This window comes from Pseudomonas sp. SK (assembly GCF_012975065.1).
GTDB classification, from domain to species: Bacteria; Pseudomonadota; Gammaproteobacteria; order Pseudomonadales; family Pseudomonadaceae; genus Aquipseudomonas; species Aquipseudomonas anuradhapurensis.
In genome coordinates, this window is sequence record NZ_CP051857.1 from 4,709,140 (window position 1) to 4,732,735 (window position 23,596).

Sequence of the window (23,596 nt, forward strand, 5' to 3'; positions counted from 1 at the left end):
AACGTCAGGCTTGCAGTGCAGCAGCCAACTCGGCCAGCCACGGCTCGGCATCCGCTTCCGGGGTTACCGTCTCACTGGCGTCCAGGCGCAGCATCGGCTGTACTTCCCGCACGCCCAGCTCGGCGAACAGCTCGCGCATTTGCTCACCGCCACCGCAATAGGTATCGCCATAGCTGGAGTCGCCCAGCGCGATCACCGCACCCGGCAGGCCGCGCCAGGCCGCTGGCAGCGTATCGCGGATGCTGGAGTACAACGGCATGAGGCTGTCCGGCAGTTCGCCCATGCCGGTGGTCGAGGTGACAGCCAACAGGGCATCGGGGGCGAAACCTTCGAGGTCCTGCAAGGTGGCGCGCGCCGCATGCCAGGCCTCCAGGCCTGCGGCCTTGAGCAGTGCTTCTGCGTGACGGGCGACTTCTTCGGCGGTGCCGTAGACCGATCCGGAAATAATGGCGACTTTCATCAAGTAGAGGATTCCGAAACTGAGTGAAAACGTAGGATACTAGCATTCAGCGCTGGCAAAAGGCCGCCTCTACTCTAGTCGCCATCTTCAGCCCTTCTTCGCCAATGGCCCGAACATGATCAACGCGCAACTACTGCAATCCATGGTCGATGCGTCCAATGACGGGATCGTGGTCGCCGAACAGGAAGGCGACGACACCATCCTCATCTACGTGAACGCTGCCTTCGAACGCCTGACCGGTTATAGCCGTGACGAGATCCTTTATCAGGACTGTCGCTTCCTGCAGGCCGATGACCGCGACCAGCTTGGCCGCGCCCGCATTCGCAAGGCGCTGGCCGAAGGCCGCCCGTGCCGCGAAGTGCTGCGCAACTACCGCAAGGATGGCAGCGCCTTCTGGAATGAACTGTCGATCACCCCGGTCAGGCACGACGCCGAACAGCGCACCTACTTCATCGGTATCCAGAAAGACGTCAGCCGCCAGGTCGAACTGGAACGCGAGCTGGCCGAAATGCGCGCTCGTCCGAAACCCGACGAACGCAGCTGAACCAAGCGCGACACTCGCGGTCAATCCCGTTGAAGAAATTGTCACCCTCGAGTTCGATCATGCAAGCAGAAGCGCTCCTGACTCAGGACGAGCTGGACTTCATACAGAGCATGCAGCATTCGCCGCAACTGAACCTGGCCGACCCCATGTCGAGCCTGCTGGTCAATGGCGACCGCCGAATCCAGAGTTTGCTCACCCGTCTGGTAGCCAACGAACAAGTCACCTTGCAGGCCCAGTTCAACAACCAGCAGATCAGCTTCCCGCTGCAACTGGTGGAAGACGAATTCCACGCCCTGCACCTGCAACTGGGCTCGCCGGAAATCTACGAAGACGGCCCCAGCTTGCGCCCATGGCGCCTGTCGATGGAGCAGCCGAGCGCGTTGCTCGATGCCCAAGGCCAGGACAGCGGCCTGTGGGTTCGTGACATCTCGTTCAAAGGTACGCTGCTGGAAATCCGTGGCCTGCCTGCCGCGCCCGCCCGTTTCGAACTACGCTTCGCCCCCGAAGGTATCAACCCCATCGAACTGCTGGGTGTGTTGAGCCGGCGCATCGGCCCGGACCTGGCTGCCTACGACCTCAGCCAAAGCTCGGCAGAAGAGATCGAACGCCTGCGCGACTACATTCTGCAAGCCCACCGCCGGGCTCACCCCGAGCTGCACACTCAAGTATCGAGCTGACCGGCCAGAAATTGCCGCAATCGCTGGCGCATCACACTGCCCTGCGCACCCAGGCAGGCTATCGGGCTACCTGCCAGGCTGTCCTGAGCCAGCTCCGCCGCTTCACCAGCCAGTAGCAACGGGCACTCCAGCCCAGCCACCAGGCGCGCCAGGCGGCGACCGAGTTCTGTGGTAAGCGACTGGTGGGAGAACAACACCAGGGCATCCGGTTTCAGGCGCTCGCAGACCAGCGCCAGCTCCGCCAGCGGTTGGCCGCTGGGCAACAGGGTAACCCCCATTTCGTCGCTGCCCAGCATCAGGCTGGTCACCAGCAATTCCAGCTCGTGACATTGCCCCGGAAGCGGCGCCAGCAGCACCGTGCGCCGGCGCGGTGCCTGGGCAAGCTGCAAGCGGGCGAACACCCGCCCACGCAGGAACTGGTCAAGGAACAGCCACTCGCTGGCCTGCCCGTAACTGCCCTGCCCGACCGCAAGGTCATGCCACACCGGCATGAACACTTCGCTGAATACCTGGTCCAGGGTAGCTGCCGCGAAGACCTCGTTGAACAAACGGTCCAGGCCCGCCGCGTCAAACCGTTGCAGCGCCTGGCGAATCTGCTGTTGCCAACGCGCCCAGGCGTCCGTCACCCCGCCTGTCGGCCCGGCCAGGGCATGGTCGCGCGCGAGAATGCTGGCGACCTTGCTCACCGCCACGCCGCGCTCCAGCCAGCCAAGGATGCGCCGCACGTCATCGATGTCGGCCTGCGAATACAGGCGATGGCCACTGTCGGTGCGGGTTGGCTGGATCAGGCCATAGCGGCGTTCCCAGGCGCGCAAGGTTACGGCATTGACGCCGGTCAGGCGGGAAACCTCACGGATCGGAAACAGGTCCTGCTGCATCAGGCCCGCATCAATCATTGGATTACGTCCCTGTTCGTTCATCTTCACGGAGTACCCTGTGGGCGGAAGTCGAGCAGTAGTCTACTACGACGTCGACGGCCACAGGGATCGACCGTTTGCCGGCTGACAGTTGCCGATGCCCGCCGATACGCGATAATCCGCGCCCGATTCTTGCATGCACGCCTGTGTCGCCCACCACCCCGGGCGCTTCAGCCAGAAGGGCCAGCTACCCGCCAGCCCTGTTGCCAGGAGATACACGATGTCTACCCCACCCGTCACCCTGATGGTGTCGCGCCGCGCCGCCCATGGCCGCTACCAGGACCTGCTGGCCTGGCTGCATGAAGGCGAGCAGTTGGCTACCGACTTTCCCGGCTACCTCGGCTCCGGCATCCTCGCCCCACCCAGCGATGGCGATGAGTTCCAGATCATCTTCCGCTTCAGTGACGAACCCACACTGCATGCCTGGGAGCACTCCGCGTCGCGCCGGGCCTGGTTGCAACGTGGCAATGGTCTGTTTGAACGCCCCAGAGAAGCGCGCGTAAGCGGCATTGATGACTGGTTTGGCACCAACATGGTGCAAAAACCACCGCGCTGGAAGCAGGCCGTGGCCATCTGGCTGGCGTTTTTCCCGGTGTCGCTGGTATTCAACCTGGTGTTCGGCCACTGGCTGGCAGCGCTGGTCCTGGTGCCTCGGGTACTGCTCAGCACCCTGGCCCTGACGCCTGTGATGGTCTACCTGTTCATCCCGCTGTCCACCCGCCTGCTGGCCGGCTGGCTACAGGCCGCGCCGCGCGGTGGAGCAGTACTGCGCAGCCGCTGAGCGCAGCGGTACAAGAGGAAAATTCTTGAGGTATGCTGGGCGGCAACGACAGACCAGACAAGTTGACCGCCCGAACATGAACAGCCCAATTCTCGTAACCGGAGCCAGCCAGCGTGTCGGGCTGGCCCTGGCCCTTGAACTGGCCCAGGCCGGCCACACGGTGGTCAGTGCCAGCCGTAGCGCCCAGCCAGGGGCGACCCACCCGAACATCGTGCAGTTCCAGGCCGACCTGTGCCAGGCGGCCGACCGCCAGGCCCTGATCGACTACCTGCACAGCCATTACGACGGCCTGCGCGCAATCATCCATAACGCCTCGCTGTGGCTGGACGATGGCCTCGACAACCTCGAAACCATGTTCCGCCTGCATGTCGAAGCACCCTACCACCTCAACCTGGCACTGGGCGACCTGCTGGCCAGGGAGGAAAAGGCCGACATCATCCACATTTGCGACGAAACCTCTTCGCGCGGCAGCAAAAGCCATATCGGTTATGCCGCAACCAAGGCGGCGTTGCAGAACATGGTGCTGTCGTTCGCCGAAAAATATGCGCCCAAGGTGCGTGTGAACGGTATTCTTCCCGGGCTGCTGATCCTCAAGGAAGGAGGTGACGAAGCCTACCGCCAGCAAACCCTGAAGAAGGCCTTGCTGGAGTTCGAACCAGGCGCCGGCCCGCTGATCGAGACGGTCAAGTACCTGCTCGCCAGCCAGTACAGCACCGGCAGCCAGGTGGTCATCAACGGTGGCCGCCACCTGAAGAACCGCATGACCTGAGAGAAGCCCATGACCCCACAGCAACAGCTCGAACTCGAGGCCGCCGCGTTCCGGCGCCTGGTCGAACACCTGCAAAAGCGCAGCGACGTGCAAAACATCGACCTGATGAACCTGTCCGGCTTTTGCCGCAACTGCCTGTCCAAGTGGTACAAGGCGGCGGCCGACGAGCGCCAGCTCGAGGTGAGCCTGGATGATGCCCGCGAAGCGGTGTACGGCATGCCTTATGCCGAGTGGAAAGCCCAATACCAGAAAGAAGCCAGCGCCGAGCAGCAAGCGGCGTTCGAAAAAGGAAAACCTCGTGACTGACCTCGACACCCTGCGCGCCAGCCTGGCCAGCGGCAAACACCTCTTTGCCGACACCCTGGCGTTCATTGCCGACCATTACAGCTACCAGCCACAAGCCTTCGACAACGGCGGCGTGGCGAATGCGGCCGGGCAGAACGAAGGCTCGTGCAAGACCCTGGGCCTGGCGCTGCTGGAAGGGCTGAGCGACCAGGAAGCGCTGCTGGCCTTTGGCGAGCACTACCGTGACGTGCTGGCCACGCCCGACGGCAGCGACCACGGCAACATCCGCGCGCTGATCAAGCATGGCCTGGCCGGTGTGAAGTTTGCCGGCCAGCCGCTTTCGCGCAAGGCGTGAGATTGCCGGGGCTGCTTTGCAGCCCATCGCGACACAAGGCCGCTCCTACACAGGCCAGTTCCCTTGCCGGCGCGGCTTTGTATCGCGATGGGCCGCAAAGCGGCCCAAGAAAGCCGTATTACCTCAACTGACGATTATTCCCGGCACGCCAGCTGCCAACCCACCCCGCTGTAGCCACTGCACTGCAACCGGCCACAAGTTCTCGCGGAACCGAGCATGGAAGAACGCGAAATGGCCAATTTCCCCGACCGAGATATCCCCAGGCGCAATGCGCAAGTGGCAGCGTTCAGCACCCTGCAGGTAGCCCAGCAGACGCTCCGTCGCCGCCACGGTACCAAAGGGGTCATCGGTCAGGCTGATCGCCAGCGTCGCCGCCCGCACCTGGGCGAACGGGAGCGTCGCCAGCGCCCGCCCACTGGGGCGTTGCTCATAACGCGGGGTACGTGTGGCCCAGTCATGCACCACGCCGGATGGCGTGTCCTCCAGCCAGCCCAGGCGCTTGCCAGGGAAATAACCGAATAGCCGGGTGAGCAACGGCATCACCACGTGCCACTTGCCGAACAGCTGCCAGCGCTGCTCGGCCGCGTAATCGCGCCAGTAGGCGAATTGCGCGCCAACCATCACCACCCGGCGTACCTGCCCCGCAGACGGCGCCAGGCCCACCGCGCAGCCGCCAAAGCTGTGGCCCACCACGTCCACCGGCTGGCCGGGGAAATGTTCTGCGGCGTACGCAAGCATGGCTTCGAAATCCAGCCGGCCCCAGTCGCTCCAGGAGGCCTGGAAGCCGCGCAGCGATGGTGGGCGGGATTCGCCGATACCACGGTAGTCGTAGGTCAGCACATCGCAGCCCTGGGCGAACAGGTAGTCGGCAAAGCGCGAGTAATAGCGGCAGCGTACCGAAGTGGCAGCATTGATGATCACCAGCGGCCGCTGGCTGTCAGGGTGGGCGTGGCGCCAGCAGAAGCCGCCGAGGCTGTAGCCGTCGGCTGCGGTATGGCGAAAGGCGGTGGCAGGTTGGGCAAGGCTGCTCATGGCACATTCCCTGTTCTGGTGCGCCAAAGCTAGCAAAAAATCGTCAGCCTGTGCTGGCCTTATCGCCGGCAAGCCGGCTCCCACAACTATTGCACAAGCCCAAAGGCCTGGGGACACTCGGTGGGAGCTGGCCGGCGATGAGGCCAGCGCAGTTTCAGCTTACAGCTCGACGCAGTCGAACTTCACATCGGTAGCCACGTCTTCGTCGTAGTTGACGTCAGCACGCTCGAAGCCGAACAGGTTGAGGAACTGCTTCTTGTAACCGGCATAGTCGGTCAGCTCGAACAGGTTCTCGGTGGTCACCTGTGGCCACATGGCCTTGCAGGCATCCTGCACGTCGTCACGCAGTTCCCAGTCGTCCAGGCGCAGGCGGCCCTTTTCGTCGACCTCGGCCGGCGCACCGTCGGCGCGGTACATGCGGTCGCGGAACATGCGGTCCAGCTGGTCCTGGGTACCTTCGTGAACACCCTTTTCCTGCATGATCTTGAACACCATCGACAGGTACAGCGGCATCACCGGGATGGCCGAACTGGCCTGGGTAACCACCGACTTCAGCACCGCCACGTTGGCACCGCCGTTGATGTCAGCGGCCAGTTTCTGGTCCAGGCGCAGGGCGGTTTCGTCCAGGTCCTGCTTGGCCTGGCCCAGCGCACCGTGCCAGTAGATCGGCCAGGTGATTTCGGTGCCGATGTAGCTGAAGGCCACGGTGCGGGCGCCTTCGGCCAGCACGTTGGCGCCCGCCAGGGCATCGATCCACAGCTGCCAGTCCTGGCCGCCCATGACGGTAACGGTGTCTTGGATTTCCTGCTCGGTGGCCGGCTCGATGCTGGCCTCGATGATGGTGTCCTTGTTGGTGTCGATGGCGGTCGACTTGTATGGCTGGCCGATCGGTTTCAGCGCCGAACGCACCACTTCACCCGTCTGCGGCAGCTTGCGCACCGGCGAGGCCAGCGAGTAGATGACCAGGTCGACCTTGCCACCCATTTCGTTCTTGATCAGCTCGATGACCTTGGCGCGCGCTTCGTCGGAGAAGGCATCACCGTTGATCGACTTGCTGTACAGGCCTTCGGCCTTGGCAAACTTGTCGAAGGCGGCAGCGTTGTACCAGCCAGCGGTGCCGGCCTTGGTCTCGGTGCCTGGTTTTTCGAAGAACACACCCAGGGTGTCGGCCTTGAAGCCGAACGCCGCGGTGATACGGGCTGCCAGGCCGTAGCCACTGGAAGCGCCGATGACCAGGACCTTCTTCGGGCCATCCTCGCGCACGCCCAGCTTGCGGGTGGCTTCGATCTGGTCACGGACGTTGAGCTCGCAGCCCTTCGGGTGAGTCGTGGTGCAGATGAAACCGCGAACCTTAGGATGAATGATGGCCAATGTCTGTACCTCGTCAGGTTTATGCCGGGGAAGCGCCACCATCGGGCGTTTCCGAATGAATTGATCAGAGGGTGAGACTACCCTCGCTGGTTATCCGACACATATTACGGGCTGATCAGGGGGATGCAAAACCGAGCTTTGCCGGTGCTGGCCGTTTCGCGGCGGTTCGGCGCGCCACGGCCGGTATGCGCGGGCGTGACCCCGTTGCGCATCGGCTTTGCGCCTATTCATTGGTTTTCCACATCAATCGCAAAGAAAAACAAACTTAACAAATAAGCCAAAGCCACCGATGCTTGAGGCATTACGCCCCTCGCACGGAGAACAACAACATGAACGACGTGGTTATCGTCGCTGCAACCCGTACCGCCATCGGCAGTTTCCAGGGCGCCCTCGCCACAGTCCCTGCGGTAGACCTCGGTGCCGCCGTGATCAAGCGCCTGCTGGAACAGACCGGGCTGGAGCCGGCGCAGGTCGATGAAGTGATCCTCGGCCAGGTGCTAACCGCCGGAGCCGGGCAGAACCCGGCACGCCAGGCGGCGATCAAGGCCGGCCTGCCCTACAGCGTACCGGCCCTGACCCTGAACAAGGTCTGCGGTTCGGGCCTCAAGGCCCTGCACCTGGCGGCCCAGGCCATCCGCTGCGGTGATGCCGAGGTGGTCATCGCCGGTGGCCAGGAGAACATGAGCCTCGCTCCCTACGTGATGCCCTCGGCCCGTACCGGCCAGCGCATGGGCCACGGCCAACTGGTCGACAGCATGATCAGCGACGGCCTGTGGGATGCGTTCAACGACTATCACATGGGTATCACTGCGGAAAACCTGGTGGACAAGTACGGCCTCAGCCGGGAACAGCAGGACGCCTTTGCCGCCGAGTCGCAGCGCAAGGCGGTGGCGGCGATCGAGGCGGGCCGCTTCGATGCCGAGATCACGCCGATCGTGCTGCCGCAGAAGAAGGGCGAGCCCAAGGTCTTCGCGCGAGACGAACAACCACGCCAGGACACCACCGTCGAATCCCTGGGCAAACTGCGCCCGGCGTTCAAGAAGGATGGCAGCGTCACCGCCGGCAATGCTTCCAGCCTGAACGATGGCGCCGCCGCCGTGATGTTGATGAGCGCCGCCAAGGCCAAGGCCCTGGGCTTGCCGGTGCTGGCCAGGATCGCAGCCTATGCCAGCGCTGGCGTAGACCCGGCGATCATGGGTATCGGCCCGGTTTCGGCGACCCAGCGTTGCCTGGACAAAGCCGGTTGGCAACTGGCCGAACTGGACCTGATCGAAGCCAACGAGGCCTTCGCCGCGCAGGCGTTGGCAGTGGGCAAGGCGCTGGAGTGGGATGCTGCGCGGGTCAACGTGAATGGCGGGGCAATTGCCCTCGGCCATCCGATCGGGGCGTCCGGATGCCGGGTGCTGGTGACCCTGCTGCACGAAATGATCAAGCGCGATGGCAAAAAAGGCCTGGCTACCCTGTGCATCGGTGGTGGGCAAGGCGTGGCGTTGGCGATCGAGCGCTGATTACAGGTTGTTATGCGCAGGCTCGGCCTCTTCGCGGTTAACCCCGCGAAGAGGCCGGCACAGGCTACAGCAGATCAGGCACTGGTACGCAGCTCGCGGGCAGCGGCAACCATATTGATCAACGCTGCCTCGGTCTCCGGCCAGCCACGGGTCTTCAGCCCGCAATCCGGGTTGACCCACAGGCGCTCGGCGGGAATACGCCGGGCAGCCTTGCGCAACAGCTTGACCATGTCCTCGCGGCTCGGCACCCGCGGCGAGTGAATGTCATATACCCCCGGGCCGATCTCGTTGGGGTAGGCAAACCGCTCGAACGCCGCCAGCAGTTCCATGTCCGAACGCGAGGTCTCGATGGTGATCACGTCGGCATCCATTGCCGCGATCGACTCGATCACGTCATTGAACTCGCTATAGCACATGTGGGTGTGAATCTGGGTTTCGTCGAGCACGCCCGAAGCACACAGGCGGAACGCCTCGGTAGCCCACTCCAGGTAATGGGCCCAGGCACCATGGCGCAGCGGCAAGCCTTCGCGGAAGGCTGCTTCGTCGATCTGTACGATCCGGATCCCCGCCGCCTCCAGGTCGAGCACTTCGTCGCGGATCGCCAGTGCCAGCTGCCGCGCCTGCACCTCGCGGCTGACGTCCTCGCGCGGGAACGACCACATCAGCATGGTCACCGGGCCGGTCAGCATGCCCTTCATCAGCTTGCCGGTCAGGCCCTGGGCATAGGTGATCCAGTCCACGGTCATGGCCTTCGGCCGGCTCAGGTCGCCAACGATCACCGCCGGCTTCACGCAGCGCGAGCCATAGCTCTGTACCCAGCCAAAGCGGGTGAAGGCATAACCATCGAGCTGCTCGGCGAAGTATTCGACCATGTCGTTGCGCTCGGCCTCGCCGTGCACCAGCACATCCAGGCCCAGGTCTTCCTGGATTTTCACCGCATGGCGGATCTCGCTGTGCATGGCCTCGACATAGTCGGCCTCGCTCAGCTTGCCTTGCCGGTAGGCCTGGCGTGCCAGGCGAATCGCCGATGTCTGCGGGAACGAACCAATGGTTGTGGTCGGGAACGCTGGCAGGCCAAGCCGCGCACGCTGCTTGCCGATACGCTGGGCAAACGCCGACTGGCGCTGGCTGTCGCCAGGCTTGATGGCGGCCAGGCGGGCTTGCACGGCGGGTTTGTGAATGCGCGGTGAAGCCGCGCGGCTGGCCTGTACGGCCTGGCTCTGCGCCAGGGCAGCGGTAACCTCCGCGGCCTGCGGGTCATCGATGGCCTTGGCCAGCAGCGCCACCTCCTGGCACTTCTGCACGGCAAAGGCCAGCCAGCTTTGCAGCTCGGCATCCAGCTGGTCTTCACGGTCCAGATCCACCGGGCTGTGCAGCAGCGAGCAGGACGGTGCTACCCACAGCCGCTCGCCGAGGCGTTCATGGGCATGGCGCAGTACCTCCAGCGCCTGTTCCAGGTCGCAGCGCCAGACATTGCGGCCGTTGACCAGGCCCAGCGACAGCACCTTGTAGGCCGGCAGGCGGTCGAGGATGGTCGGGTACTGCTCGGGCGCCCGCACCAGGTCGATGTGCAGGCCATCGACCGGCAGGTTGGCGGCCAGGCCAAGGTTGTCCTCCAGGCCGCCGAAGTAGGTGGCGATCAGCTTCTTCAGCGGCGCACGCTGGATGATGTTGTAGACGCGCTCGTAGGCGTTCTTCCAGTCCTGGGGCAGGTCCAGGGCCAGGATCGGCTCGTCCAGCTGCACCCACTCCACGCCTTGGGCAGCCAGGCGGTTGAGGATCTGGTCATACAGCGGCAACAGACCGTCGAGCAGCTCCAGCTTGTCGAAATCGCCGCCCTTGGCCTTGCCCAGCCACAAATAGGTCAACGGGCCGATCACCACCGGCTTGACCGTATGGCCCAGGGCCTGGGCTTCGTCCACTTCTTCGAACAGCTGCTCCCAGCTGAGGGCGAACTGCTGGTCGGCGGTGAATTCGGGGACCAGATAGTGGTAGTTGGTGTCGAACCACTTGGTCATTTCCTGGGCGTGGGCGCCGCCACAGCAGCTGTCTCCAACGGCACCACGGGCCATGGCGAACAGGGTTTGCAGGGTTGGCCTGGCGCCGTCACGGCTGCGAAAGCGCTGCGGGATCACGCCGAAGGTCAGCGAGTGGGTCAGCACTTGGTCGTACCAGGCGAAATCGCCGACCGGCAGCAGTTCGATTCCGGCGTCTTTCTGCACTTGCCAGTGGCGGGCACGCAGCTCGCGGCCGACGGCGCGCAGGCCGGCTTCGTCGAGTTCACCCTTCCAGTAGGCTTCCTGGGCCTTTTTCAGCTCGCGGTCGCGGCCGATGCGTGGAAAGCCCAGGTTGTGTGCCAGTGCCATGTCTTGTCCCTCAGCATGCAGAAATGAATGAGGGGATTTTCCAGGCGCTGGCATCTTGAGACAAACTCATTAAATTTGAGATGAACTCAAGAATTTCTCATGATCCTGAATTTGTGCTGTCTGTACTGGCCCCATCGCGGGCATGCCCGCTCCCACATGCGTCCAGGTTCATGCAACACCTGTGGGAGCGGGCGCGCCCGCGAAGAGGCCGGCACAGGCACACACATGTCTCATTCAGAGCATGACCCCACCCGCCTTCTGCCGCACAATGCCACCCTGACCACACCAGGTACCCGGCCCCATGAGCCTGCTGAAAACCGCGCTGCGCGAAAACACCTTCGTCTGCGTCATGGAATTCGTCCCCAAGCCCTCGGCAGAACGTTTCGCTGCCATGGAGGCAATCCTGGCCCGCGCGCATCTGTGCGGCTGGCCAATGACGGTGGCCATCGGCGACCGCGTCGGCAGCCCGCTGGACATGTCACCGCTGGATGCTCTCGCCTCGTTCAGCAACCCGGTACCGGCCCTGCCGCACTTCTCCGGCAAGGACCGCGAACGCCATCACTTGCTCGCCCAACTGCAACGCATGGATGCGGCCGGCCTCGACCAGTTGCTGCTACTGACCGGCGACCGCCTGCCCGGCCACCAGCCTGGCCAACGCCCGGTGCGCTACCTGGAGTCGGTCGCTGCCCTGCAGATTGCCCGCCAGGCCTGCCCGCACTGGCTGCTTGGCGCGGCCCTCAACCCGTTCAAGTACTGTGAGGAAGAAGGCGGCGCCCAGTACTTCAAGGCCGAGAAAAAGCTGGCGGCAGGCGCCGATTTTTTCACCCTGCAACTGGGCTTCGATGCCGACAAGCATCAGGAAGCCATGCACTGGATGAGCCGCCAGGCCACGCCCAGGCCGATGCTGGCCTGCCTCATGAGCCTTACCCATGGGCGCGCGGCGATGCTCGACCATGTCGCCGGGGTGACCGTCACGCCGTCCATGCGCGACCTGCTCGAAGCTGAAGCGGCCCAGTCCAAGGCCTTTGCCCAGGCACGTAGCGTCGACCGCCTGGCGCTGCAGATCATCGGCGTCAAGCTGATGGGCTATGCCGGTGTGCACCTGTCAGGGATTCATGAACTCAAGCAGTTGTTGGCGCTGGAAGCACGCCTCGAGCATTGGCAAGCGCAAATCGAAACGCTGGAACACTGGGCGCCGGCCTGGCACGCCAGTTGGCAGATGCCTGGCCTGCCGGCGGTCAGTTTCCACCCGCCACAGGCTGGTTGGCGCCAGGGCGAATCACGGGTCGCTGCCTCATTTGCGGAGAAGGCGCACTATCACCTGATGCATGGCATGCATGCGCTGTTGTTCAGCCGCCGCAATGCCCTGAGCAAGGCATTTGGCTGGGCGGTGCGCCAGCCGTTGTGGGCCACGCGCCTTGGCGCGCAGGTACTGCACACGGTGGAACGCGCGGTGAAGCAGCCGCTGGTAGGCTGTGATACCTGCGGCCGTTGCCGCCTGGAAGACACCCTGTACATCTGCCCGGAAACCTGCCCCAAGGGCCTGGCCAACGGCCCTTGCGGCGGTACTGCGCTGAACCGTTGCGAGTTTGGCGATCGCGAGTGCATTCACAGCGTCAAGTACCGCACGGCCAAAGCGGTACGGCAGACGGCGGTGCTGAGCGAGCGCCTGATCCCGTGCATCGAGGTCGAGACCCGCCACCGCAGCTCGTGGCCGCAATGGTTTCAGGCGCAGACGCCGCGCCAGCTCAGCCCGCAGCCAACGCCTCGAACCCAGCCCGAATCGTAGCTTCGGGCAGTTCGTCGGCGATGAACACCAGCACGCTTTCGCGGGTTTCACCTTCGGCCCATTCGACATCCCAATCGAAGCCGTAGAGCTTGAGCACGCCCTGGAATACCAGCTTGCGCGCCTCGCCGGCAATGTTCAGCACACCCTTGTAGCGCAACAGCTGCTTGCCGTGGGTTTCCAGCAGCTCGTTCATGAAGTCGCTGAGGCGGTCGATGTCCAAAGCGGTTTGCGTGCGCAGCACCAAGGTGGCGATGCGGTCCGGGGTAGCGGGCTTGAACAGCGGGCGCAGCGCTGGCTTCAGGTTCGCGCCCAGGTCGGGGTTGAGGTTGAACCCACGCACATCCAGCAGTTCCGTCAGGTCGATGCGGCCATGCTCGACCACGCGGATCGCCGCACGGCCATTGATGCGGGCCAGGCGTTCGCCCAGCGCCTCGACCACAGCCGGCTCGACCAGGTCGGTCTTGCTCAGCAGCAGGCGATCGGCAAAGCCGACCTGGGCCTGGGCAATGGCCTGGGTCAGGTGCAGCTCGGCATGCGCGGCATCGACCAGGGTGATGATGCCGTCGAGGATATAGCGCTCACGCAGTTCTTCATCGATGAAGAAGGTTTGCGCCACCGGCGCCGGGTCGGCCAGGCCGGTGCATTCGATCACCAGGCGGTCGAAGGCGATCTCGCCTGCATCCAGGCGTTCGAGCAGCAGGTACAGGGCGCGAGTCAGGTCGCCATGGATGCTGCAGCACACGCAGCCGTTGGCCAGGGTCATCACTTGCACCGGCTCGTCGCCGAGCAGCTGGCTGTCGATGCCGGCCTCGCTGAATTCGTTCTCGATCACGGCGATCTTCAAGCCATGCTCGGCCTTGAGCATGTACTTGAGCAGGGTGGTCTTGCCAGCGCCGAGGAAGCCGGTGAGTACGGTTACGGGAATAGGCGTCTGCACGCAGAACATCTCCTGTGCAGTGGAATGGACGGGGGGAGCGCGAGCCCTGCAGGAGCGGCCTTGTGTCGCGATCGGGCCGCAACGCGGCCCCGGATTTTCAGCTTCGCAGCCAAAATTGCCGGGGCCACGTTGCGGCCCGATCGCGGCACAAGGCCGCTCCTGCACAGTACTGCGCTAGCCTGGACTTAGCAGCACTTGGGCCCGGACTTGCCACCATAACGCGCTTCCTGGCGTTCACGGAAGAACGCCTCGTAGCTCATCACCGGCTGGTCCGGGTGCGTCTTCTGCATGTGCTCGACATAGTTGTCATAGTCGGGCATGCCGACCATCAGGCGGGCTGCCTGCCCCAGGTATTTACCCAGTCGACCCAGGTCGTTGAACATCGCAGCAGTCCTCTCAAGCGTCAGGCAGGGCCTGGAACGGGGTTTCCTTGTCGGTACGCTCCTTGCGGCCGAGGGCGGCGAAACCGACCTTGACGGCAAAGAACAGCACACTGAACACCACCACCAGGAACAGCACGGTCAGGCCGGCGTTGGTGTAGGCGTTGAAGATCACGTGCTGCATCTGCCCGATATCCTTGGCCGGGGCCAGTACCTGGCCGGCTTCCAGCGCGGTGCTGTACTTCTTGGCCAGGGCCAGGAAGCCCACCGCCGGGTTCGGGTCGAACAGCTTGATCAGGCCTGCGGTGGTGGTGCAGATCAGCAGCCACACGGCCGGCAGCAGCGTGACCCAGACATAGCGCTGGCGCTTCATCTTGATCAGCACCACGGTGCCGAGCATCAGGGCGATACCGGCCAGCATCTGGTTGGAGATACCAAACAGCGGCCACAGCGTGTTGATGCCACCCAGCGGGTCGATCACCCCCTGGTACAGCAGGTAGCCCCACAGCGCCACGCAGCCGGCGGTGCCGATCAGGTTGGCAGTCCACGACTCGGTGCGCTTGAGCGCCGGCACGAAGCTGCCCAGCAGGTCCTGCAGCATGAAGCGCCCGGCACGGGTACCGGCGTCGACCGCGGTAAGGATGAACAGCGCCTCGAACAGGATCGCGAAGTGGTACCAGAAGGCCATGGTGTTCTCACCCGGCAGCACCTGGTGGAGGATCTGCGCGATCCCCACCGCCAGGGTCGGTGCACCACCGGCACGCGCCAGGACGGTATGCTCGCCGATGTCGCGGGCCGTGGCCTCGAGCTGTTCCGGGGTGATCAGGAAGCCCCAGCTGCTGACCGTTTGCGCCACCGATGCCACGTCGGCACCGACCACGGCGGCCGGGCTGTTCATGGCGAAGTACACGCCAGGCTCGATCACCGAGGCGGCGACCATGGCCATGATGGCGACGAACGATTCCATCAGCATGCCGCCGTAGCCGATGTAGCGGGCGTTGGTTTCGTTGTCGAGCAGCTTGGGCGTGGTCCCCGAAGAGATCAGCGCATGGAAGCCGGACACCGCACCACAGGCAATGGTGATGAACAGGAACGGGAACAGGGTGCCCTTCCACACCGGCCCGGTACCGTCGGTGAACTGGGTCAGCGCCGGCATTTTCAGCTCGGGCGCGATGATCAGGATACCGATGGCCAGGCCGACGATGGTGCCGATCTTGAGGAAGGTCGACAGGTAGTCACGCGGCGCCAGCACCAGCCATACCGGCAGCACGGCGGCGACGAAGCCGTAGCCCACCAGCATCCAGGTGATCTGCACACCAGTGAAGGTGAACGCCGGGCCCCACACCGGATCTGCGGCAATCTGGCCCCCCAGCCAAATCGAGGCCAGCAGCAGGACCACGCCGACCACCGAGATTTCGCCGATGCGGCCCGGGCGGATGTAGCGCATGTAGACGCCCATGAACATCGCGATCGGGATGGTCGCCATCACCGTGAACATGCCCCATGGGCTCTCGGCCAGGGCCTTGACCACGATCAGCGCCAGCACCGCAAGGATGATGATCATGATCAGGAAGCAGCCGAACAGGGCGATGGTGCCGGGAATGCGGCCCATCTCCTCGCGCACCATGTCGCCCAGCGAGCGGCCGTTGCGGCGGGTGGACAGGAACAGGACCATGAAGTCCTGCACCGCACCGGCCAGCACCACGCCGGCGATCAGCCACAGCGTGCCGGGCAGGTAACCCATCTGCGCGGCGAGTACCGGCCCGACCAACGGGCCTGCACCGGCGATAGCGGCGAAGTGGTGACCGAAGAGGATGTGTTTGTTGGTCGGAACGTAGTCCAGGCCGTCGTTGTTGAGCACCGCCGGGGTGGCACGGCGCGGGTCGAGTTGCATCACCTTGGTGGCGATGAACAGGCTGTAGTAACGATAGGCGACCAGGTAGATGGCCACTGCCGCGACCACGATCCACAAGGCATTGATCGCCTCGCCGCGACGCAGGGCGACCACACCCAGCGCGCAGGCTCCTATGACTGCCAGCGCCAGCCACGGAATGTGGCGTAGCAGGCTATTATTGTTGTTCATGGTTTGCTTCCAGCTGGTGGATTGGAAAAGACCGCCCATCGAGTCTAGGGCGTGTCATCGCGCATTGCCACACTTGCTTTGGCCTAGAGCCTCTGCGGCCAGATTGCGGTACCTGATGCACAGATCAAACTCACTATAGTCAGGATGTCATCCGAGGGCCTTCCCATGAGCGATCACGACGAGCGTCGGCGCTTCCGCCGCATCGACTTCGATGCCCCCACCGAACTGCGCCAGGGCGACCGCCGCTGGCCGGTAAAACTGCTGGATGTGTCGCTGAAGGGCCTGCTGGTCAAGCGCCCCGAGCCGTGGGATGCCGACCTTACCCAGGACTTCGATGCGGTCATCCACCTGGACCGCGATGTGCGGGTGCAGATGCAGGTGGAACTGCGCCATGAGGAGCCCACCCGCCTGGGCTTCATCTGCCTGTACATCGACGTCGAGTCGATGTCCCACTTGCACCGTCTTGTGGAACTGAACCTGGCCGACAGCACCGAAATGATGCGCGAACTGCGTGAACTGATCGAATAATGGGATCTCTTAGCTAGCTAAGAAAATCCGCACCTCGTGTTTCCTGTCTACCCAGACAGCTTTAAGCCTGGGTCGCGACGTATTGTACACACCCCTCTAACCCAGCCTTTTCCAACATGGTACGCCTCCTGCATTGGGCTCTGGTGCCTAGCGCCAGCGCCCTTGTGCGCGCTCGGATCAAAAAATTGTATACAATTCTTGTGGCATTCATTTGTCGGAAATGTCTACAGTAGCGACACAACAATAAACAGAGAGCCTGCTCCATGACTACGTCCCCTAGCACGTCTCCCGCCAAGCGCCCCGAGGACGAAAACCTCGGCCTTGGGGCCAACCTGGCTTATGGTCTGCAGCATGTGCTGACCATGTATGGGGGGATCGTCGCGGTACCCCTGATCCTGGGGCAGGCCGCGGGCCTGAACGGCGCCGAAATCGGCATGCTGATCGCCGCTTCGCTGTTTGCCGGTGGCCTGGCCACCCTGCTGCAGACACTGGGCCTGCCATTCTTCGGTTGCCAGCTACCGCTGGTGCAGGGCGTGTCGTTCGCTGGCGTGGCGACCATGGGGGCGATCCTCAGCAGCGAAGGCGGCGGTGGCCTGCCAGGCGTACTCGGCGCAGTCATGGCCGCGTCGCTGATCGGCTTTCTCATTACCCCGGTGTTCTCGCGCATTACCAAGTTCTTTCCGCCGCTGGTGACCGGTATCGTCATCACCACCATCGGCCTGACCCTGATGCCGGTGGCCGCCCGCTGGGTGATGGGCGGCAATAGCGCCTCGCCAGAGTTCGGCAGCGTGGCCAACATCGGCCTGGCGGCGCTGACCTTCGCCATCGTGCTGCTGCTGAGCAAGCTCGGCAGTGCGACCATCTCGCGCCTGTCGATCCTGCTGGCGATGGTGGTCGGCACCCTGATTGCCTGGGCACTGGGCATGACCGACTTCAGCAAGGTCACCGAGGGCCCGGTGTTCGCCTTCCCCACGCCGTTCCACTTCGGCATGCCGGAATTCCACATTGCCGCGATCCTGTCGATGTGCATCGTGATCATGGTGACCCTGGTGGAAACCTCGGCCGACATCCTCGCCGTGGGTGAGATCATCGACACCAAGGTCGACTCCAAGCGCCTGGGCAACGGCCTGCGCGCCGACATGGCGTCGAGCATCCTGGCGCCGATCTTCGGCTCGTTCACCCAGAGCGCGTTCGCCCAGAACGTGGGCCTGGTGGCGGTGACCGGGGTCAAGAGCCGCTACGTGGTGGCCACCGGTGGCGTAATCCTGGTGGTACTCGGCCTGCTGCCGATCATGGGCCGGGTGATTGCTGCCGTGCCGACGCCGGTACTGGGGGGCGCCGGCATCGTGCTGTTCGGCACCGTGGCAGCCAGCGGTATCCGCACCCTGTCCAAGGTCAACTACAAGAACAACGTCAACCTGATCATCGTCGCCGCCTCGCTGGGCTTCGGCATGATCCCGATTGCCGCACCGACCTTCTACCACCACTTCCCGAACTGGTTCGAGACCATTTTCCACTCCGGTATCAGCTCGGCGGCAATCATGGCCATCCTGCTGAACCTGATCTTCAACCACTTCACCGCCGGCAACTCGGAAAACCAGTCGGTGTTCGCGGCAGCCTACGAGCGCACCATCCAGTACTCGGACATTTCAGCGCTGCGTGATGGCGATTACTTCAAGGATGGCAAGCTGTTCGATGCCGAGGGTAATGAAGTGCCGATGCTGGAGCTGGATGAGCATGGCAATGAGACGGTCAGGCGCACGCCGGTCGCCGAACATTGACCGCTGACTGAGCGGTGAGGTGGGGGGGGCCGATGCGCATCGTCGGCCCCTTTTTTGTTTGCCTGCCGCGGCCCTGTCGCCAGGACCGGCTACGGGTTACTCGAACAGCGCATCCAGGGCCTGCTCCAGCCGGGTAACGGCGATCACCTGCAGCCCCGCCGGGGGCTCTTTCGGCGCGTTGCCCTTGGGCACGATGGCCCGCTTGAAGCCATGCTTGGCCGCTTCCTTCAAGCGTTCCTGGCCACTGGGTACCGGCCGCACTTCGCCGGACAGGCCGATCTCGCCAAACACCAGCAAGCCATGGGCCAGTGGCCGGTTGCGCAGGCTCGACATCACCGCCGCCAGCAACGCCAGGTCGGAGGCGGTTTCCAGCACCTTCACCCCGCCCACCACGTTGAGGAACACGTCCTGGTCATGGGTTGGAATGCCACCATGCCGGTGCAACACCGCCAGCAACATGGCCAGGCGGTTCTGGTCCAGGCCCAGGGTCACCCGTCGTGGGTTGGCCAGGTGGCTGTCATCGACCAGCGCCTGCACTTCCACCAGCATCGGCCGGGTGCCTTCCCAGGTCGCCATCACCACGCTACCCGGCACTTCTTCCTGGGCGCGGTTGAGGAAGATCGCCGACGGGTTGGATACTTCTTTCAGGCCGCGGTCGGTCATGCCGAACACGCCCAGTTCGTTGACAGCACCGAAGCGGTTCTTCACAGCCCGCAGCAGGCGCAGGCGGCCATCGGACTCGCCTTCGAAATACAGCACGGTGTCGACCATGTGCTCGAGAACCCGTGGCCCGGCCAGCGAGCCTTCCTTGGTCACGTGGCCGACCAGGAAGATTGCCGTACCACTCTGCTTGGCATAGCGCACCAGCAACGCCGTACTTTCGCGCACCTGGGCCACGCCGCCAGGTGCCGATTGCAGCTGCTCGGTGAAAATGGTCTGGATCGAGTCGATGACCATCACCCGCGGCTTCTCCTGACGCGCCGTGGCGATGATGGTTTCGATGCAGGTTTCGGTCATCACCTTGAGCTGGTCCTGCGGCAGGCCCAGGCGCCGCGAGCGCATCGCCACCTGCTGCTGCGATTCCTCGCCGGTCACGTACAGTGCCGGCATGCCGACGGCGATGTTGCACAGGGTCTGCAACAGGATGGTCGACTTGCCGATACCGGGGTCGCCACCGATCAGCACCACCGAGCCATCCACCAGGCCGCCGCCCAGCACGCGGTCGAGTTCCGTGCTGCTGGTGGTGAAACGCGGGATTTCCTCGACGCTGACTTCGGCCAGGGTCTTGATCTGCGCCTGCTGCCCGGCCCAGCCAGTGCGGCCGTTGCCGGGCGCGGCGGCACCGGCGCTTTCGATCATGGTTTCGACCAGGGTGTTCCAGGCCCCGCATTCGCCACACTGGCCGGCCCATTTGGGGAAGGTCGCACCGCACTCGGTGCAGCCATACAAGCGCTTGGCCTTGGCCATGGCTGGGGTCTCCTGGAAAAAACCGCCATGATAGCCGAGCTGGACGTGTCTCGAACGCCTCGAGATGCGACAAAACTATTCGTTCTAACCGCAGTCGCAAGCCCTGAACATAACGCATGAAGCGTTTAAGTGGCTTACACTGCGTAAACCTTACCTTTTGTTACAAGGAACCAGACATGGGCATGATCAGTGAGTTCAAGGCCTTCGCGGTCAAAGGCAATGTCGTCGACATGGCGGTCGGTATCATCATCGGCGCAGCCTTCGGCAAGATCGTCTCGTCCTTCGTTGGTGACGTGGTCATGCCGCCACTGGGCCTGTTGATCGGTGGTGTCGACTTCAGCGACCTGGCCATTACCCTGAAGGCCGCCGAAGGTGATGCACCGGCTGTGGTGCTGGCCTATGGCAAGTTCATCCAGACCGTGATCGACTTCCTGATCGTGGCGTTTGCCATCTTCATGGGGGTGAAGGCAATCAACCGGCTCAAGCGTGAAGAGGCCGTGGCGCCGACTGCACCACCAGTACCGAGTGCCGAAGAGACCCTGCTGACCGAAATTCGCGATCTGCTCAAGACGCAGAACCAGAACCGCCTGCCCTGAGATCGCCGGGGGCTGCCTTGCAGCCCCAATCGCCTTACCAGTAGGCTTCCACCGCCACCTGCCCCGGCCGCTTGCTCAGGCTCAGCTGCAAGTCCCGCGCCTTCAGCACCTTGCGGGTTTCGTCGACCATCTCCGGGTTACCACACAGCATTACCCGCGAATGTTCCGCTGACAGCTCCAGCCCCGCTGCCTTCTCCAACTGGCCATTCTCGATCAGCGTGGTGATGCGCGCATTCAGGGCCCCCGGGTGCTGCTCGCGGGTCACCACCGGAATGAACTGCAACTTGCCGGCGAATTCGGCCAGGTAGTCGCGCTGCTCCAGCCCGGCGATTTCCTCCACATAGGCCAGCTCTTTCGCTTCCCGCACCGAGTACACCAGCTTGATGTTGTCGAAACGCTCCCAGGCCTCGAAGTCCTGCAGGATCGACATGAACGGCGCAATGCCGGTACCGGTGGCCAGCAACCACAAGTCGCGGCCACCGACGAAGCGGTCGAGGGTCAGGAAACCGAAGGCCTGGCGGTCGATCAACAAGCTATCGCCCGCCTCCAGCCGGCTCAGCTCGCTGGTGAATTCGCCCCCGGGCACCACGATGGAGAAGAAATCGAGGTACTCGTCATGAGGGGCACTGACCATCGAATAGGCGCGCCAGACCACACTGCCATCAGCCTTGGTCACACCCAGGCGGGCGAACTGGCCGGAACGGAAGCGAAACCCCGCATCGCGCGTAACCCGCAGGCTGAAGAGGTTCGGCGTGAGCGGCTGAACATCGAGCAGGGTCTGGCGGGTGAACTTTTCGGCGCTAGCGGTCATATCGGGCTCCAGGGTTGGCGTGTGCACAGTGTCGCGCAAAGTGGCGCGGATAAAAACCACTGCTTTGTAGGGCCTCATCAAGCACGATGATGACGAAGTTACGGAAAATCCTGCTCGCTATAACAAAAAAATCCCAACGCTTCGCTAGGTCTTTTCCTACAATCAACCGGGTGCTCAAACGGATTGGATACTGCGACATCAAGGAGTGTTTCAGATGCTTCCCTGGAAACCCGAACATCTTCAGGCGTTCGTCAGTGAGCGCAGCCCGCAAAAACTGTTTGATATCGCAGTGCACCTGGCCCAGGACCTGGGCATGGTCTACCTGGGGCTGAACATCCGTATCCAGATCGCTACGCAAACGCCACGGCTGTACCTCTACAGCAATTACCCGAACGAATGGATCGAACTGTACCAACACGATGAGCTCTACAAGCAGGACGCGGCAGCCACTGTAAGCCACAGTTCGACCATGCCCGTGCTCTGGACCGACGAACTGTATCGCGAAGCCCCTCAGTTTCGTGCAGCGGCCAGCCGGTGTGGGCTGCGCCATGGCTGGACACAGTCACTGCACGACTTGCAGCACAATGAAAGCCAGATCAGCGTGGCCAGGCCCACCGGTAGCATCGACACGGCCGAACTGTATGGCAAGGCCGGTAGTGTCCAGTGGCTGTGCCACACCCTGCATGCGGTGCTTGGCGAACATCACCTGAATGCACTGTGCCCGCAGCAGCCGAAGATGAGCGAGCGGGAGCTGGAAGTACTGAAATGGTCAGCCGCCGGCAAGACTGCTGCCGACGTCGCCTGCATCCTGTCGCTGTCGCAAAGCACGGTGAATTTCCATATCCGCAGCGTGATCACCAAGACCAACGCCGCCAACAAGGCCGGCGCCATCGCCATTGCTGCCCTGCGCGGCTGGATCTGAACGGCAAACCTGCGACCTCGGGCAAAGCCCTGTAGAATCGCCCGGCAAAGCCCGCGGCGAACCGCAACGGGCAGATTCGTTGCCGAGCCAGACGCCATGCCCCTGTTGACCACCCCCTACGCCGAACTCGACCTGATCCGCCAGCCGGAACAGGCCAACGACCCCTTGCAGGCTTTCGATGCAGCCGACGAATACCTGCTTGCGCAGTTGCACGAACAGGCTCCGGCGGCCGATTGCCGGGTGCTGGTGCTCAATGACAGCTTCGGCGCCCTGGCGGCCAGCCTGGCGGGCAAACTCCAGGTCGTGAGTAGTGGCGATTCGCACCTGGCACATCTGGCCCTGGAGAAAAACCTGGCACGCAATGGCCTGCCGTTCGACAGCGTGCCCTTCGTACCGGCCAGCGAACACTGGCAAGGCGCGTTCGATCGAGTGCTGCTGCGGGTGCCCAAGACCCTGGCCCTGCTCGAAGAGCAACTGATCCGCCTGCAAGGCCACCTGGCGCCCGGGGCACAGGTGATTGCCGGGGCGATGATCAAGCATCTGCCCAGGGCTGCCGGTGACCTGATGGAGAAATACATCGGCCCGGTGCAGGCCTCGCTGGCGCAGAAGAAGGCCCGCTTGCTGACCGCGACAGTGGCCACCCGGCCTGCCGCGCGTTCGCCCTACCCCAGCCGCTACCGCCTCGACACGCCAGCGCTGGAGCTGGTCAACCACGCCAACGTGTTCTGCCGTGAAGGCCTGGACATCGGCACCCGCGCCTTCCTGCCGCACCTGCCACGCGACCTCGGCCGTGCCCGGGTGGCGGACCTGGGCTGCGGCAACGGTGTGCTGGCGATTGCCAGCGCCCTGGCCAATCCCGAGGCCGAGTACACGCTGGTTGACGAGTCGTACATGGCAGTGCAGTCGGCGCAGGAAAACTGGCAGGCCGCGCTGGGCGAGCGCCCGGCGCGGTTCGAAGCAGCCGACGGGTTGGCCGGGGTAGAAAAACAATCACTGGACGTGGTGCTCTGCAACCCGCCGTTCCACCAGCAGCAGGTAGTGGGCGATTTCCTTGCCTGGCGCATGTTCCAGCAGGCGCGTGAGGCATTGGTGGTGGGCGGCGCGCTGTATATCGTGGGCAACCGGCACCTGGGTTATCACAGCAAGCTGGCGCGGTTGTTCCGGGGCGTGGAGCAGGTCGCGGCTACGCCCAAGTTCGTCATCCTGAAGGCCCGTAAGTAGGCCTTTGGGGCTGCTT

23 protein-coding genes are annotated in these 23,596 nt (G+C 63.6%); 13 read left to right on the forward strand and 10 right to left on the reverse strand.

What is annotated here, in order from left to right:
- Positions 1-4 precede the first annotated feature (4 nt).
- Positions 5-460 (reverse strand): flavodoxin, encoded by a 456-nt coding sequence (locus HG549_RS21545; protein ID WP_170032586.1) that lies wholly within the window; start codon positions 458-460, stop codon positions 5-7.
- A gap of 115 nt (positions 461-575) precedes the next feature.
- On the opposite strand from HG549_RS21545, the gene HG549_RS21550 reads away from it, so the two are divergent.
- On the forward strand, positions 576-1,004 hold the full coding sequence (locus tag HG549_RS21550) for a PAS domain S-box protein (protein WP_170032588.1): 429 nt from the start codon (positions 576-578) through the stop codon (positions 1,002-1,004).
- 59 nt (positions 1,005-1,063) lie between these two features.
- A complete protein-coding gene (locus HG549_RS21555) occupies positions 1,064-1,681 on the forward strand; it encodes a hypothetical protein (RefSeq protein WP_170032590.1) in 618 nt (205 codons plus the stop codon).
- Here the strand turns inward: HG549_RS21555 and HG549_RS21560 are convergent.
- Positions 1,666-2,601 (reverse strand): MerR family transcriptional regulator, encoded by a 936-nt coding sequence (locus HG549_RS21560; protein ID WP_170032592.1) that lies wholly within the window; start codon positions 2,599-2,601, stop codon positions 1,666-1,668. The genes HG549_RS21555 and HG549_RS21560 overlap by 16 nt on opposite strands.
- Positions 2,602-2,818: 217 nt before the next feature.
- Between HG549_RS21560 and HG549_RS21565 the strand changes: the two genes are divergently transcribed.
- The 4 genes from HG549_RS21565 (at position 2,819) to HG549_RS21580 (ending at position 4,788) form a co-directional block, all read left to right on the forward strand.
- On the forward strand, positions 2,819-3,379 hold the full coding sequence (locus HG549_RS21565) for an antibiotic biosynthesis monooxygenase (RefSeq protein ID WP_170032594.1): 561 nt from the start codon (positions 2,819-2,821) through the stop codon (positions 3,377-3,379).
- 76 nt (positions 3,380-3,455) lie between these two features.
- Entirely contained in the window at positions 3,456-4,148 is a 693-nt protein-coding gene (gene folM, locus HG549_RS21570; protein WP_170032596.1) for a dihydromonapterin reductase, read from the forward strand.
- Positions 4,149-4,157: 9 nt separating this feature from the next.
- Complete coding sequence (locus HG549_RS21575) at positions 4,158-4,454, forward strand: DUF1244 domain-containing protein (RefSeq protein ID WP_170032598.1); 297 nt, start codon at positions 4,158-4,160, stop codon at positions 4,452-4,454.
- Entirely contained in the window at positions 4,447-4,788 is a 342-nt protein-coding gene (locus HG549_RS21580) for a HopJ type III effector protein (RefSeq protein WP_170032600.1), read from the forward strand. Before HG549_RS21575 ends, HG549_RS21580 begins: the two co-directional genes overlap by 8 nt.
- A 123-nt stretch (positions 4,789-4,911) precedes the next feature.
- Here the strand turns inward: HG549_RS21580 and HG549_RS21585 are convergent, their stop codons facing one another.
- Complete coding sequence (locus HG549_RS21585) at positions 4,912-5,820, reverse strand: alpha/beta fold hydrolase (RefSeq protein ID WP_170032602.1); 909 nt, start codon at positions 5,818-5,820, stop codon at positions 4,912-4,914.
- A 159-nt stretch (positions 5,821-5,979) separates the two neighbouring features.
- Positions 5,980-7,191, reverse strand: a complete 1,212-nt coding sequence (gene fabV / locus HG549_RS21590; protein WP_200626876.1) for an enoyl-ACP reductase FabV — start codon at positions 7,189-7,191, stop codon at positions 5,980-5,982.
- Between the two features lie 329 nt (positions 7,192-7,520).
- Between fabV and HG549_RS21595 the strand changes: the two genes are divergently transcribed.
- A complete protein-coding gene (locus HG549_RS21595) occupies positions 7,521-8,699 on the forward strand; it encodes an acetyl-CoA C-acetyltransferase (protein ID WP_170032606.1) in 1,179 nt (392 codons plus the stop codon).
- Between the two features lie 74 nt (positions 8,700-8,773).
- Here the strand turns inward: HG549_RS21595 and metE are convergent, their stop codons facing one another.
- Positions 8,774-11,065: a 5-methyltetrahydropteroyltriglutamate--homocysteine S-methyltransferase gene (gene metE, locus HG549_RS21600; RefSeq protein ID WP_170032608.1), complete on the reverse strand. Its 2,292-nt coding sequence runs from the start codon at positions 11,063-11,065 to the stop codon at positions 8,774-8,776.
- A gap of 301 nt (positions 11,066-11,366) precedes the next feature.
- On the opposite strand from metE, the gene HG549_RS21605 reads away from it, so the two are divergent.
- Positions 11,367-12,854: a methylenetetrahydrofolate reductase C-terminal domain-containing protein gene (locus HG549_RS21605; protein WP_170032610.1), complete on the forward strand. Its 1,488-nt coding sequence runs from the start codon at positions 11,367-11,369 to the stop codon at positions 12,852-12,854.
- On the opposite strand, the gene yjiA is transcribed toward HG549_RS21605, so the two are convergent.
- From yjiA to HG549_RS21620, 3 genes are all read right to left on the reverse strand, one after another.
- Complete coding sequence (gene yjiA / locus HG549_RS21610; protein WP_170032612.1) at positions 12,814-13,791, reverse strand: GTPase; 978 nt, start codon at positions 13,789-13,791, stop codon at positions 12,814-12,816. The genes HG549_RS21605 and yjiA overlap by 41 nt on opposite strands.
- A gap of 185 nt (positions 13,792-13,976) precedes the next feature.
- Positions 13,977-14,174, reverse strand: coding sequence for a YbdD/YjiX family protein (locus HG549_RS21615; RefSeq protein WP_029614786.1), 198 nt, complete (start codon positions 14,172-14,174; stop codon positions 13,977-13,979).
- A 13-nt stretch (positions 14,175-14,187) separates the two neighbouring features.
- Positions 14,188-16,254, reverse strand: coding sequence for a carbon starvation CstA family protein (locus HG549_RS21620; protein ID WP_170032614.1), 2,067 nt, complete (start codon positions 16,252-16,254; stop codon positions 14,188-14,190).
- A gap of 165 nt (positions 16,255-16,419) precedes the next feature.
- Between HG549_RS21620 and HG549_RS21625 the strand changes: the two genes are divergently transcribed.
- Together HG549_RS21625 and HG549_RS21630 are read left to right on the forward strand one after the other, a co-directional pair.
- Entirely contained in the window at positions 16,420-16,782 is a 363-nt protein-coding gene (locus HG549_RS21625) for a PilZ domain-containing protein (protein ID WP_170032616.1), read from the forward strand.
- A gap of 263 nt (positions 16,783-17,045) precedes the next feature.
- Positions 17,046-18,563, forward strand: coding sequence for a nucleobase:cation symporter-2 family protein (locus tag HG549_RS21630; RefSeq protein WP_170032618.1), 1,518 nt, complete (start codon positions 17,046-17,048; stop codon positions 18,561-18,563).
- 96 nt (positions 18,564-18,659) lie between these two features.
- Here HG549_RS21630 and radA read toward each other — a convergent pair whose 3' ends face one another.
- Positions 18,660-20,030 (reverse strand): DNA repair protein RadA, encoded by a 1,371-nt coding sequence (radA, locus tag HG549_RS21635; RefSeq protein ID WP_170032619.1) that lies wholly within the window; start codon positions 20,028-20,030, stop codon positions 18,660-18,662.
- Between the two features lie 176 nt (positions 20,031-20,206).
- On the opposite strand from radA, the gene mscL reads away from it, so the two are divergent.
- Positions 20,207-20,626 (forward strand): large-conductance mechanosensitive channel protein MscL, encoded by a 420-nt coding sequence (gene mscL / locus HG549_RS21640; RefSeq protein WP_170032621.1) that lies wholly within the window; start codon positions 20,207-20,209, stop codon positions 20,624-20,626.
- Between the two features lie 34 nt (positions 20,627-20,660).
- On the opposite strand, the gene HG549_RS21645 is transcribed toward mscL, so the two are convergent.
- Positions 20,661-21,437: a ferredoxin--NADP reductase gene (locus tag HG549_RS21645; protein ID WP_170032623.1), complete on the reverse strand. Its 777-nt coding sequence runs from the start codon at positions 21,435-21,437 to the stop codon at positions 20,661-20,663.
- Between the two features lie 214 nt (positions 21,438-21,651).
- Here HG549_RS21645 and HG549_RS21650 point away from each other — a divergent pair, with 214 nt between their 5' ends.
- Both HG549_RS21650 and HG549_RS21655 read left to right on the forward strand, forming a co-directional pair.
- Complete coding sequence (locus tag HG549_RS21650; RefSeq protein WP_170032625.1) at positions 21,652-22,359, forward strand: autoinducer binding domain-containing protein; 708 nt, start codon at positions 21,652-21,654, stop codon at positions 22,357-22,359.
- Positions 22,360-22,455: 96 nt separating this feature from the next.
- On the forward strand, positions 22,456-23,580 hold the full coding sequence (locus tag HG549_RS21655) for a methyltransferase (RefSeq protein ID WP_170032627.1): 1,125 nt from the start codon (positions 22,456-22,458) through the stop codon (positions 23,578-23,580).
- Positions 23,581-23,596 lie beyond the last annotated feature (16 nt).

What these genes read in the sequence shown, in the direction of transcription:
- HG549_RS21545 (WP_170032586.1), bottom strand. Translation starts at nt 460, where the DNA reads ATGAAAGTCGCCATTATTTCCGGATCGGTCTACGGCACCGCCGAAGAA.
- HG549_RS21595 (WP_170032606.1), top strand. Translation starts at nt 7,521, where the DNA reads ATGAACGACGTGGTTATCGTCGCTGCAACCCGTACCGCCATCGGCAGT.
- HG549_RS21615 (WP_029614786.1), bottom strand. Translation starts at nt 14,174, where the DNA reads ATGTTCAACGACCTGGGTCGACTGGGTAAATACCTGGGGCAGGCAGCC.
- HG549_RS21605 (WP_170032610.1), top strand. Translation starts at nt 11,367, where the DNA reads ATGAGCCTGCTGAAAACCGCGCTGCGCGAAAACACCTTCGTCTGCGTC.
- HG549_RS21565 (WP_170032594.1), top strand. Translation starts at nt 2,819, where the DNA reads ATGTCTACCCCACCCGTCACCCTGATGGTGTCGCGCCGCGCCGCCCAT.
- HG549_RS21555 (WP_170032590.1), top strand. Translation starts at nt 1,064, where the DNA reads ATGCAAGCAGAAGCGCTCCTGACTCAGGACGAGCTGGACTTCATACAG.
- HG549_RS21550 (WP_170032588.1), top strand. Translation starts at nt 576, where the DNA reads ATGATCAACGCGCAACTACTGCAATCCATGGTCGATGCGTCCAATGAC.
- folM (WP_170032596.1), top strand. Translation starts at nt 3,456, where the DNA reads ATGAACAGCCCAATTCTCGTAACCGGAGCCAGCCAGCGTGTCGGGCTG.
- HG549_RS21620 (WP_170032614.1), bottom strand. Translation starts at nt 16,254, where the DNA reads ATGAACAACAATAATAGCCTGCTACGCCACATTCCGTGGCTGGCGCTG.
- HG549_RS21575 (WP_170032598.1), top strand. Translation starts at nt 4,158, where the DNA reads ATGACCCCACAGCAACAGCTCGAACTCGAGGCCGCCGCGTTCCGGCGC.
- radA (WP_170032619.1), bottom strand. Translation starts at nt 20,030, where the DNA reads ATGGCCAAGGCCAAGCGCTTGTATGGCTGCACCGAGTGCGGTGCGACC.
- mscL (WP_170032621.1), top strand. Translation starts at nt 20,207, where the DNA reads ATGGGCATGATCAGTGAGTTCAAGGCCTTCGCGGTCAAAGGCAATGTC.
- HG549_RS21585 (WP_170032602.1), bottom strand. Translation starts at nt 5,820, where the DNA reads ATGAGCAGCCTTGCCCAACCTGCCACCGCCTTTCGCCATACCGCAGCC.
- HG549_RS21655 (WP_170032627.1), top strand. Translation starts at nt 22,456, where the DNA reads ATGCCCCTGTTGACCACCCCCTACGCCGAACTCGACCTGATCCGCCAG.
- HG549_RS21650 (WP_170032625.1), top strand. Translation starts at nt 21,652, where the DNA reads ATGCTTCCCTGGAAACCCGAACATCTTCAGGCGTTCGTCAGTGAGCGC.
- HG549_RS21645 (WP_170032623.1), bottom strand. Translation starts at nt 21,437, where the DNA reads ATGACCGCTAGCGCCGAAAAGTTCACCCGCCAGACCCTGCTCGATGTT.
- metE (WP_170032608.1), bottom strand. Translation starts at nt 11,065, where the DNA reads ATGGCACTGGCACACAACCTGGGCTTTCCACGCATCGGCCGCGACCGC.
- HG549_RS21560 (WP_170032592.1), bottom strand. Translation starts at nt 2,601, where the DNA reads ATGAACGAACAGGGACGTAATCCAATGATTGATGCGGGCCTGATGCAG.
- HG549_RS21630 (WP_170032618.1), top strand. Translation starts at nt 17,046, where the DNA reads ATGACTACGTCCCCTAGCACGTCTCCCGCCAAGCGCCCCGAGGACGAA.
- HG549_RS21625 (WP_170032616.1), top strand. Translation starts at nt 16,420, where the DNA reads ATGAGCGATCACGACGAGCGTCGGCGCTTCCGCCGCATCGACTTCGAT.